At 33.3% G+C, this 11,323-nt stretch carries 10 protein-coding genes; 6 read left to right on the top strand and 4 right to left on the bottom strand.

From position 1 onward, the window contains the following. Nucleotides 1–125 precede the first annotated feature (125 nt). The 3 genes from NNL09_RS04470 to NNL09_RS04460 form a co-directional block, all read right to left on the bottom strand. On the bottom strand, nt 126–1,727 hold the full coding sequence (locus NNL09_RS04470; protein ID WP_196909256.1) for a 4Fe-4S dicluster domain-containing protein: 1,602 nt from the start codon (nt 1,725–1,727) through the stop codon (nt 126–128). Nucleotides 1,728–1,805: 78 nt separating this feature from the next. Further along, nucleotides 1,806–3,107, bottom strand: a complete 1,302-nt coding sequence (locus NNL09_RS04465; RefSeq protein ID WP_196909255.1) for an NAD(P)/FAD-dependent oxidoreductase — start codon at nt 3,105–3,107, stop codon at nt 1,806–1,808. A 442-nt stretch (nt 3,108–3,549) separates the two neighbouring features. Further along, nucleotides 3,550–4,815 (bottom strand): T9SS type A sorting domain-containing protein, encoded by a 1,266-nt coding sequence (locus NNL09_RS04460; RefSeq protein WP_196909254.1) that lies wholly within the window; start codon nt 4,813–4,815, stop codon nt 3,550–3,552. Between the two features lie 249 nt (nt 4,816–5,064). Here NNL09_RS04460 and NNL09_RS04455 point away from each other — a divergent pair, with 249 nt between their 5' ends. From NNL09_RS04455 to NNL09_RS04440, 4 genes are all read left to right on the top strand, one after another. After that, the gene (locus NNL09_RS04455) at nt 5,065–5,775 is read left to right on the top strand and encodes a DUF547 domain-containing protein (RefSeq protein ID WP_025663403.1); all 711 of its coding nucleotides are present in this window, start codon (nt 5,065–5,067) and stop codon (nt 5,773–5,775) included. A 106-nt stretch (nt 5,776–5,881) separates the two neighbouring features. Beyond that, nucleotides 5,882–6,796, top strand: a complete 915-nt coding sequence (locus NNL09_RS04450) for a hypothetical protein (protein ID WP_025663402.1) — start codon at nt 5,882–5,884, stop codon at nt 6,794–6,796. Between the two features lie 43 nt (nt 6,797–6,839). After that, nucleotides 6,840–7,841: a glycoside hydrolase gene (locus tag NNL09_RS04445; protein WP_025663401.1), complete on the top strand. Its 1,002-nt coding sequence runs from the start codon at nt 6,840–6,842 to the stop codon at nt 7,839–7,841. Then, complete coding sequence (locus tag NNL09_RS04440) at nt 7,838–9,097, top strand: FtsQ-type POTRA domain-containing protein (protein ID WP_196909253.1); 1,260 nt, start codon at nt 7,838–7,840, stop codon at nt 9,095–9,097. The genes NNL09_RS04445 and NNL09_RS04440 overlap by 4 nt, the downstream gene beginning before the upstream one ends. A gap of 77 nt (nt 9,098–9,174) precedes the next feature. On the opposite strand, the gene NNL09_RS04435 is transcribed toward NNL09_RS04440, so the two are convergent. Next, nucleotides 9,175–9,375, bottom strand: a complete 201-nt coding sequence (locus NNL09_RS04435; protein WP_152538245.1) for a hypothetical protein — start codon at nt 9,373–9,375, stop codon at nt 9,175–9,177. 300 nt (nt 9,376–9,675) lie between these two features. Between NNL09_RS04435 and NNL09_RS04430 the strand changes: the two genes are divergently transcribed. Further along, the gene (locus NNL09_RS04430; RefSeq protein WP_196909252.1) at nt 9,676–10,089 is read left to right on the top strand and encodes a nuclear transport factor 2 family protein; all 414 of its coding nucleotides are present in this window, start codon (nt 9,676–9,678) and stop codon (nt 10,087–10,089) included. Nucleotides 10,090–10,263: 174 nt separating this feature from the next. After that, nucleotides 10,264–11,241 carry an alpha/beta fold hydrolase gene (locus NNL09_RS04425; protein ID WP_196909251.1) on the top strand — a complete coding sequence of 326 codons (978 nt, stop codon included), beginning with the start codon at nt 10,264–10,266 and terminating at the stop codon, nt 11,239–11,241. The last annotated feature ends 82 nt before the right edge of the window (nt 11,242–11,323 follow it).

The raw sequence follows: 11,323 nt of genomic DNA, 5'->3' as shown, positions 1-11,323 counted from the left end.
AAAACAAATATCCATACTAACATTTTTTTTAAAATTATTTGATAAAAAAAGCCATATCAGAGTTAGATTCTGGATATGACTTTTATTGTGTCTAGTAAATATTCTAGCTCAATTTGATTCGAGAATTATTTTTTATTTACAAAATCCATTAAGTCTACATCATTACCTAATAAAATCTCATTAGAATTGATACGTCCATCTAGTGTATCATTTTCAAGCTTTAGTACTCCGCGTGGGCAAACTGCAGAACAAACCCCACAACCTACACAGCTGGATCGTACTATGTTTTCACCTTTTTGAGCATAGGAACGTACATCAATTCCCATTTCGCAATAGGTAGAGCAATTACCACAAGATATACATTGCCCACCATTGGTGGTAATTCTAAATCTAGAAAATAGACGTTGTTGAAATCCAAGGATTGCCGCCATAGGACAACCAAACCTACACCAGGCGCGGTTACCCAAAATAGGATAGAAACCAGTACCGATAACACCAGAAAATATAGAACCAATGTATAAGCCATAGGCCGATCTAAGACTCCCTGATTTAATAAAGAATACTTCGTTTGTAGTACCGGTATAATGCATCACCAGTAATGAAATTATAATTGCAAAGTATCCGATCGCACCATATCTGGCATCTTTACCGAGCTCTTTTCTTTTAAAAATCATCACTACAGCAAAAACAAGAGTCAGAAAAGTGGCTGCCCCAGCAAGAAAAGTACCTCGGGTTAACCAGTATTTATTAGGATCACTCCCCAGGTATGTATATATCATTGCTATGGTCATCACTACAGAAAAGACTAAAACGGTATGTATTAACCAACGCTCTATTCTCCAGGCGCTCATTTTTTTACTTGATAATTGTCTGAAAGAATCTCCTGCAGTCTCTGCTAATCCACCACAACCGCAAACCCATGAGCAATACCATCTTTTTCCAAATTTGTAGGTTAAAATAGGAGTTATTACAAAGATAGATACCACTCCAAAAATTAACATTCCCAGTCCAAGGTTTTGTGAGGATAAAAGACCATCGATAGACCATCCATCAAATAAATAATAATTAAGTGGCCATACACTTTTTAGATCATAATAAGGAAGGTTATAATCTGGACTTGTGTTTAATCGTGCCATAAACTCTGGAATCAGGAATGCGAATCCAAGTTGAAAAAACATTACCGAAACAGTTCGTATCTGTTGATAACGATTGTGTCTGTATTTTAGAATAAATTTATATCCAAAAGCAATAATTGCTATAGTATAAAGAGTTCCATACACAAACCATTGGCTGGCGGGATTACCACTTAAAATTCTACTTAGAGGATCGAATAAAGCTACTAATCCAGTATTGGCTTCACCATTAGTGCCTAACCCAAGCAATTCTGCTTTAAAATATAATACAATATAAAAAGCAGTTAGTCCTACTCCTGTGAGCCATCCCAAAATACCTCGCGAAGAGATAGATTTAAACCAGACTCCATCATTTTTGATTCCTTCTAGTTTTTTTAAGTATATATCGTTTGCAAACAATATAGTACCTGCTGTAATTAATACTAGGGAAAGGGTTAGAAACACTCCCTGATTTGGGAAATTAGTATTAAAAATGGCAAGAGCCAAAATAAAGAGCCCAACCAAACCTATGGCTAAAGCTATTTTTTGCTGTATTGAAACCCCTTTGGTATTAGGGTTTGCAAGAGACATGCTATGATCTAATTTGTTACTCATCGTATATATTTTAGTCGGACTTCACAGGAGATATTAAAACAAGTTTAGTACAAGCCTGTGAGGTCTATAATTTATTTTTTAAGCGGTTTGAAGCTGTGATTTTTTATAAGCCGAAAGAATATCAGACTCATAGACCGAATAGAATTCTGGATCAAAATTGGCTTCTGCAAGATGTTGCATCACATAATTCACATCTCTTTTTTCTGTAAGCCAGCGATCAAAAACTTCGTGTCTCATTCTGATTCCGAATGTATTGATTCCTAAAAATTCTGCGGTTTCTTTATGATAGGATACCGTAATGCATTTGGTATCATCCTCGTGTATCCAATGAAACTGTTGTTCGTATTCTTTGGGTTTACCAAATACCCAACCATAGGTTTGATATTCGATATCAAGAAATTTTGCGCTATTAAACCAATGTCCTGGTTTGTATTCGGTTTTATTTCCACAAATAGTCTGTGCTAGTGTTTCTCCCATCATACGACCGGTATACCAAACGGCTTCAATAGGGCGTCGATTTCCTATAGCTTCATGTTGTTCTGCACAATCACCAATAGCATAAATGTTGGGGATGTTGGTTTCGAGAAATCTATTCACTTTTACACCTCTGCCCAGTTCTATACCAGAATCTTTTAAGAAATCTACATTGGGAGAGACACCTGGTGTTAACCCAACAACATTACAATCAATAACTTCTCCTGTTTCTTGTACAACTACGGCTTTAACTTTGCCGTTATCATCAGCAACTATTTCTTTTAAGTTTACACCTAATCTAAGATCTATATGATGATTTTGGATATGTCTATTAATCATTCCGCTTTCACCAGCAGGTAAGACTGCATCCCAAAAACTATTTTCGCGTACCAAAAAGGTAACTGGTATATTACGAGAATGAAGCATTTCTGCTAATTCGATACCGATTAATCCTCCTCCAACAATTACGGCACGTTTGCATACTTGATTATTTGGGGCATGTTTTTCTAGATTTTCGAGGTCTTGTTTGTGATACATACCCATCACTCCATCAAGGTCCTGACCTGGCCAACCAAATTTATTGGGTTTAGAACCTACTGCAATAATCAGTTTGTCATAGCTCATAGTTTCTCCACTCACAAATACAAGCTCATTAGCTTGGTGATTAACTTCGGAAACAAAACCATTTTTAAGTTCAATTCTGTTTTTTTCCCAGAACCAGTTTTCGTAAGGTTGCGTATGTTCGAATTTCATATGTCCCATATAAATGTACATAAGAGCAGTACGCGAAAAGAAATATTCGGTCTCGGCAGAAATGATAGTGATTTTTTTGTCAGACATTTTACGTATATGCCTGGCAGCAGTAACTCCCGAAATTCCATTTCCAATAATTGCAATGTGTTCCATAAAAGATAATTGTTGGTTGTCAATAGTTATTGAAGTGATTTAAACTTTTTTCAATTCGCTATAAAAATGCTCTTTTTCACTCAATTTTTGTCTTTTTATTACTCCGTAGCGCTGCTATGAAGTGCAAAAAACACTTCAATTGATTAAAAAACAGCTATTTTTCGCCAGAATCAAAAAAGTTTAAATCACTTCATTAAGAAGTGAACACTTCGGTCAGTAAGTCGTATATAAATATAAGAACTTAAATAGCTGGATTAATTTAGAATGAATCTAAAAACTGATGATTTTGTAAGGGTTGCCACTTTATATCGAACAGGAGGGATGTGTTTTTGATGAAATAAAAAACTGCTTGAGAAAAAGCTTCTCAGGCAGTTTTACTTTTTTTGTTTACCCTGGATTTTATACCAAATGGAGTTTGGTATTAGTACTTCTAGGTATTCTTTTATTGCTTTACTATTTTACGAGTGATCACTCGATCTTTGGTTATCATTTTTATAGTATACAATCCTGTTTTGTAGGCACTCATATCAATAGAAACTACACCTTTGTTATCTGTGATACGTTTTTGGGTACTACTTCTCGCATTGTTTAATGCTGTTAAGGCTATAGTAACAGGTGATTTTTCTACCTGGCCAGTTTGTATATACAGTATATTTTGAACCGGGTTAGGATAGGTTGTTATCTCTTTTTGATGAAGATTTTCTTTTTTTGCTGCTCTGGTTTTTTCTGGGCAAAATTCTGTTTCAGGATCTTTTAACCAATTAGCCCCATTTGCTGGATGTCCTACTATACAATCAATAGAATTGTATCGAGCATTCATATAATCTAATTTACTGTTATTGGATGCTATCAAGCTAGTTAGATTATTACTGCCACATGTTAAAATCTCCAAAGTAGTGTTTTTACTTACATCTAAACTCTTTAGCTTATTACTATGACAACGTAATTGTTTCAATTTAGTATTCTTACTTACATTTAGACTTGTTAGATTATTAAATGCAGGTGTTAAGTAAATTAATTTAGTGCTTTTACTTGTGTTTAAGCTTTTTAATTTATTATAAGAACAATTTAAATGCTCTAATTTAGTACTGTTACTTATATCTAATTGTGTTAGTTTATTATGTTCACAATACAATGTTTTTAATTCTTTTTGTCTGCCTAGTTTTAGTTCGGTTATCTTATTATTACGACAATTCAATTCTTGTACTTTCCTGCTATTTGGCAAAAACAGTTTGCTTAACTTATTGTTACTACAATTTAATTCGATCAAATTACGGCTGAGGATTGTTAGCGATTCTAGGTTGTTTCGGTTACACCTTATACTTTCTAATTTAGTATTCTTGCTAAGATCTAAACGGGTTACTTTATAGTTTTTATAGAAAAATAATGCTAATAATTTTGTGTTTTTGCTAAGATCGATTTCTCTAATACGAGTTTTCCAAATTGATAAACTATTAATATTTTTAAAAGCTTCAATACCAATAAGGTTAGATACTTGACTGCCAGAAACAAATATATGCTGTGTATATGCCTGGGCTTCGCTAACTTCTATTTTGCCATTATTATTGGTGTCAATATTATGATCTTCGAGTAATGCTCTTTTAAATCGGGCATCAGGAATAATAACTTCCTGAGCTTGTAGTGATAGGGTAAGTGTTATTAATGCAATACAACTGCATATCCATTTTTTTTGTGTTAATACGATCATGATTTTGGTTTTTTTGTTGAACGGCGAATTTAGATAGGTGGGTGACGATGTATGTCCTGATTTCTTGATTATAAAAGAATCAGGACACATTCATACCTATAATTAGGAAGTTGTGTAGAAAAATAAAATCTAAAATTGTTTGTAAGTTGATGATTTTCCATTCGACTGAATGCCCATTACCAAGGTAAATTTTAACAATTTAAAATACGATAAATTCAGTTTTTGATAGCACTGATAAAAAGGTAAAGGATGAAAAAAATAACAATTCTATTAGTTCTTCTCTCAATTCAATTTGGGTTTTCGCAAAGTAGTACAGAATTTTTTACTAAAGCAGATAGCTTTTTTAAAACCTATGTATCTAACGGAAGAATTGATTATAAAACCATAAAAAAAGACCCATCTTCGTTAGAAGAGTTATTGAAAATAGCTTCAAATGTAAAGGTTACGACAAGTGACGTTAAAACCTACCAGGCGTTTTATATCAACGCGTATAACTTGGCAGTAATAAAAGGGATAGTAGATAAATATCCGACAAAATCTCCATTAGATATTAAAGGTTTTTTTGATAAAACGACCTATACATTAGGAGGCAAAAAAACAACACTTAATGATCTGGAAAATAAGATCCTTCGCAAAAATTTCCCTAAAGAAGCTCGATTTCACTTTGTGTTAGTTTGTGCAGGTCTGGGTTGCCCTCCGATTATACCTTCGGCTTATAAACCGTCAACATTAGAAGATCAATTACAACGACAAACGGTAAAAGCTTTAAATAACCCCAATTTTATTAAAGTAAAGGGTAATAAAGTACAGTTATCACAAATTTTTGAATGGTATAAGGTAGATTTTACTCAGAATGGATCAGAGGTAGATTTTGTAAATAAATTCCGAAAAGAGAAAATTCCGGCAAAAGCCAAAGTATCATATTACTCCTATGATTGGAGCTTAAATCAAATTAAATAATCACAATTATTTCAAAATAATCTTTAACAATAAATAAGAATTTTTATCAAAGTTTTTTATATCAAAGCTACTTTGAAGGAGGATACTTATGTAAAAAAAAGCAATAATGAAAACCAAAAGAATACTAATAACAACAATAAGCCTTTTTATTCTGACTATAGGATTTGCACAGGACGAGGATTCAGGAAAATCAAATATCCAGGAGTTTACACCTTCAAAACTTTTAAAGAAAGGACAATGGGATATTAAGTTTTTTAATAGCATATATACGCAAACAGAACAAACCGACTCGGGATCTAAATCGGTAACTATAGATAGACAAACTTTTTTTACCAATACTACTGAAATATTTACAGGAATTAGTAAAAATTCGAGAGTGAATGTTGGGCTTATTTTTCAGGTTAGAGCAAATACTTACGGAGGAGCAGGAGCATTGGAAGCATTGAGTTTTAAAGATAATACTACAGATGCCAGAAGTGGACTTACCACAATTGCACCGTCAATAAGAATACAACCTTTTAAAAATGTAGCAAATTTTTCTTTTACCAGTTCGTTTTTTATCCCTGTGTTTGAAGATGTTCCAAATGCACCTTATTTAGATAAAAGAAGTTTTTTCTGGGAGACTAAGTTTTTCTATGATAAAACCTTTGGAGGTAACAAATGGCAGATTTTTACAGAAGCAGATTTCGGATATAATTTTGGAGAAAAGTCAGTAGATGCTGATCCAGCTAGCGAAAATATATCAGAGCGATTTGCAAATAATAGTTTGTTTGTACCATTAAGTGCTTTTTTGAGTTATTTCCCAAGCTCGAAATCTACAGTTTTTGTAAATGCCCAGCAGGCTTTTTTGTTTGATTTAGGAAATGATTTTGATCAGGATTATACACAGTTAGGATTTGGAGGTAAATACCAGCTTACTAAAGTTCTTAACCTGGAAGCGTCTTTTGGTAAGATTGTTAGAGGAAATAATTTTCAGGGATTAGGGCAGACATTTAGTTTAGGTTTAAGAGCATTATTCTAGAATACTAGTATAAAAATTGTATTTTCAGCAGTAAAAAGAGAGCATGAAAAATATTTTTCTACTGTTGTTAGCCTTTATTTTTTGTACGTGTTCTGGACAAGGACCTAAGATTAATGGAGTTAGTTTTGTAGGTGCTCCAGAGGAGATTACTGCTGCAGAGATTGAACCTGTTGTAGAAGTCAATGCCAATTGGGCTGCAGTGATGCCTTTTGGATTTATAAAAAATTTGGAGACCCCGACTGTAGTTTTTAATATCGAGAGACAATGGTGGGGAGAGCGAAGAGATGGAGCCAAAAAAACAATTGAATTATTGCATGATAGAGGGATTAAGGTGATGCTAAAACCTCAAATTTGGGTGTGGAGAGGAGAGTTTACAGGAAATATCAGTATGAAATCTGAAAAAGACTGGAAAACACTCGAAAAATCATACGAAGATTTTATACTGCTTTATGCAGTATTGGCAGAAGAAATGCAGGTTCCTATACTTTGTATCGGTACAGAGTTGCATACGTTTGTTCAGACAAGACCCGAGTTTTGGAATCAATTGATTACTAAAATACGATCGGTTTATAAAGGAGAATTAACCTATGCAGAAAACTGGGATCAGTTTGATAAAGCACCCTTTTGGGAACAATTGGATTATATAGGTGTAGATGCCTATTTCCCAATTTCTCAAAGTAAAACACCAACGGTAGAAGAGCTTAAGGAAGGATGGCAAAAACATAAAAATGATATTATCACAGTACAAACCAAAATGAAGAAACCTGTTTTATTTACAGAATACGGTTATCGAAGTGTTCATTTTACAGGGAAAGAGCCCTGGGATTCTAGCCGTTTTGATGGTAAAGTTGATCTCGAAGGGCAAAATAATGCATTGACCGCTTTGTATCAGGAATTCTGGAATGAACCTTGGTTCGCAGGAGGATTTCTTTGGAAATGGTACCATAATCACAGTAAAGTTGGAGGAGAACGTAATAATCGATTTACGATACAAAATAAACCTTCAGAACAACTAATAAAAGAGTTTTACTCAACAAAAAAATGAATTTTTCTAGACTAGTTTTTTTCATATTTTTTACCACTTGTGTTGCTTTTGGGCAAAACAAAGTGGTTTCCGAAATTCGTATACAAGGAAATAAGAAGACCAGAACCTCGGCTATCACAAAACTCACCAATATTGAGCAAGGAAAAACCCTGGATTCTTTACAGATTGAGGCAGATATTAAAAGACTGAAAAGATTACCTTCTATAGCACATGCCTATTATGAGGTTTATGAGAAGGAAGAAGGCTATGAGGTAGTTTATGGAATAGAAGAGAATTTTACGATCATTCCTTCTGCCAATCTCTATACAACCAATAATGATGAGTTCGCTTTTAGAGTAGGATTATATGAGTTTAATTTATTTGGCCAAAATATAGTTTTGGGAGGATTGTATCAAAATGATATTTATAGCTCTTATGGAGCAAATCTAAGAGCGCCATTTTTATTTAGTAAGAAATTAGGAATAGCCTTTAATTATAGTAATCTTACTACCGAAGAACCCGTGTTTCTAGAAAATGGTACTGCAGATTATAAGTATAACAATACCTCGTATGAAGTATTAGGGTTATATCAATTTAATCTTCAGAATCGTATTGAGTTGGGTGTGAATTACTTTAATGAAGATTATACATACAAACGTGGTGCTACCGAAGTAGGAATACCGCAAGATTTTGATGTTAATAAGCTATTATATAAACTAATATACGAATACGATAACCTGGATTATGATTACCAATATGTATCGGGATTTAAAAGCACATTAAATGCACAATATGTGGTGAGTACCGAAAACGTCTTGCCCGATTTTCTTATTGGGTGGAATGATTTTTTATACCATAAAAGAATAGGTAAAAAAGGAAATTGGTCTTCCAGGTTACGATTAGGATTAGCAAGCAATGATGATTCTCCATTTGCGCCATTTGCGGTAGATAATAATCTTAATATTAGAGGAGTTGGTAACACTATTGATCGAGGAACGGGAGTGATTGTCCTTAATACCGAGTATAGACACACACTGTATGAGAAAGATTGGTTTGTATTGCAAAGCAATGTCTTCGTAGACGGAGGAAGCTGGCGTAATCCCGGAGGAGATTTTGGAGATTTTGGAGATTCTCAAAATTTTAGAATATATCCAGGTGTGGGTTTACGTCTTATGCATAAACGAATTTTTAATGCCATTTTTAGAATTGATTACGGGCATGGAGTTACAGACGACGCTACCAAAGGATTTGTATTTGGTATCGGGCAATATTTTTAACAACCTGGGCTTATCCAATATAATAAAGGGTTTGACTTTAAATAAACCAAACCCTATTGAGTTAATAGTATAAATGATTAAAGAAAATCACTTAAGCATTGATGTACTATAGGAGATCCCTTACAACAACCATTAGGCAATGAACCACCACCACAAAAGGTGCATATTTCGGGAGGATATGTTGGGCAATTTCCTACTCGACGACCCCCATGAACAGATTGTTGCTCATCTTTACTAAGTCTTTGAGCACCGCTTAAATTCAAAATGTTTTTTAACATAATTAAGGTTTTAAAAATATAATTTTCCTGAACAATTAGAGACATTCAGGTTTATGTCTATTCTTGCAAGAATTTTTTTAATGTCATTATTGGCTTAAGGTTATATTTAGCTTTTAAAAGAAGTAAATTCTTTATTCATAATCGCCTTTTTGTACCCATACACACCTATTCGTTAAAAAGAAGTTAATTATTTACCGAACGTTTGGTAAAAAACTATATGTTTCTATATTTGTACTCTCATTAGAAGTTAAATACAAAGTTTAGTCATAGAAAATTATAAACACCAAAACCCGAATTGTTATGGAACAGAAATTTCCACTACCTCCTTTTTCAGAAGAAACAGCAAGACAAAAAGTACAAATGGCAGAAGATGCCTGGAACACAAAAGATCCAGAAAAAGTTAGCCTGGCCTATACTATAGATAGCGAATGGAGAAACAGAGATCAGTTTCTGAAAGGAAGAGATAAAATCGTTGGGTTTCTTACCCAAAAATGGGAAAAAGAACTCACCTATATATTAAAGAAAGAGTATTGGGCACATACAGATAATCGCATAGCGGTAAGATTCGAATATGAGTATGAGAATAAAACAGGAGATTGGTATAGAGCATATGGAAATGAAATGTGGGAATTTGACGTAAATGGTTTAATGAAAAAGAGATATGCAAGTATTAATGATATTGCTATAACCAAAGAGGAGAGAAAGTATATTTAGAAATTATCTCAGCAAGAAACAAAATTTATCTTGGCGGGTTACCTAAACGAACATAGAACTCGTTAAAATACAACAGAAAAGAAAAAAATAGTAACCGTATTATTTTTTTATATAATAAAATTACCGAACGTTCGGTAATTAAATTGAATTACTAACATTACACTTTTTGAAATCATGAGAATAATAAAAATCACATTAGGAATTGCGGTATTTGCAATGATTACACTAACAATGTATTCTTTTACGAAGAATTTAGAAACGGAAAACAAGTATACTAAATCACGACATACATCAACACTATATAAAACTGTTGAAGTACATGGATTGGATATATTTTATAGAGAAGCGGGAACAAAAAATAAACCTACCATTCTATTGTTGCATGGATACCCCACGTCATCCCATATGTTTAGAAATCTAATTGTTGATCTTGCAGATGATTATCATATTTTGGCGCCAGATTACCCAGGATATGGAAGGTCGGAACAACCATTACTATCAGAATTTGACTATACTTTTGATAATATGGCTACTATTATTGAAGGTTTTTTGACTACACTGGAAGTAAAGAAGTTTAGTATCTACCTTATGGACTATGGTGCTCCTGTAGGGTTTAGAATCGCTTCTAAATACCCTAACCGTATAGAGTCACTAATCATTCAGAACGGTAATGCATACAATGAAGGTATTAGAGAGTTTTGGGATCCTCTTAAAACATATTGGAATGACCCATCGATTAAAAATGGTAAAACTTTAGAAGGTTTTCATAGCATAGAGGGATTAAAGTGGCAATATACTCATGGTGTTAAAGAGGTTAATAAGATTAGTCCTGATAACTGGGAAATTGATTTGCAGCATTTAACAAGAAAAGAGAATAATGAGATTCAATTAGCTATGTTTTATGATTACAGAACCAATATTTCGCTATACCCTAAGTGGCAAAAATACTTACGGGATTACCAACCACCCACATTAATTGTTTGGGGTAAAAATGACGATATTTTTCCGGCAGAAGGTGCATATCCCTATAAAAGAGATTTAAAAAATATAGAATTTCATTTATTAGATACTGGGCATTTTGCACTAGAAGAAAAAGGAGATGAAATAGCAGGTTATATTCTTAATTTTTTAAAGAAAAATAACATTAAGTAAAGTGCTTAAATCAATAAACGATGCAAAACGACTTTTATATTAACCTATATAAAAGTCGTTTTTTTCTGTTGTATGTAGTGCT

Origin of the sequence: Aquimarina sp. EL_43 (genome assembly GCF_943422735.1) — a bacterium.
GTDB classification, from domain to species: domain Bacteria; phylum Bacteroidota; class Bacteroidia; order Flavobacteriales; family Flavobacteriaceae; genus Aquimarina; species Aquimarina megaterium.
The sequence above is the reverse complement of the archived record's forward strand: the minus strand, read 5'-3'. Positions and strand labels throughout refer to the sequence as shown.

Coding starts and splice junctions, on each gene's coding strand:
- NNL09_RS04440 (WP_196909253.1), top strand. CDS start 7,838: ATGAATTTTTCTAGACTAGTTTTTTTCATATTTTTTACCACTTGTGTT.
- NNL09_RS04435 (WP_152538245.1), bottom strand. CDS start 9,375: ATGTTAAAAAACATTTTGAATTTAAGCGGTGCTCAAAGACTTAGTAAA.
- NNL09_RS04430 (WP_196909252.1), top strand. CDS start 9,676: ATGGAACAGAAATTTCCACTACCTCCTTTTTCAGAAGAAACAGCAAGA.
- NNL09_RS04450 (WP_025663402.1), top strand. CDS start 5,882: ATGAAAACCAAAAGAATACTAATAACAACAATAAGCCTTTTTATTCTG.
- NNL09_RS04445 (WP_025663401.1), top strand. CDS start 6,840: ATGAAAAATATTTTTCTACTGTTGTTAGCCTTTATTTTTTGTACGTGT.
- NNL09_RS04465 (WP_196909255.1), bottom strand. CDS start 3,107: ATGGAACACATTGCAATTATTGGAAATGGAATTTCGGGAGTTACTGCT.
- NNL09_RS04460 (WP_196909254.1), bottom strand. CDS start 4,815: ATGATCGTATTAACACAAAAAAAATGGATATGCAGTTGTATTGCATTA.
- NNL09_RS04470 (WP_196909256.1), bottom strand. CDS start 1,727: ATGAGTAACAAATTAGATCATAGCATGTCTCTTGCAAACCCTAATACC.
- NNL09_RS04425 (WP_196909251.1), top strand. CDS start 10,264: ATGAGAATAATAAAAATCACATTAGGAATTGCGGTATTTGCAATGATT.
- NNL09_RS04455 (WP_025663403.1), top strand. CDS start 5,065: ATGAAAAAAATAACAATTCTATTAGTTCTTCTCTCAATTCAATTTGGG.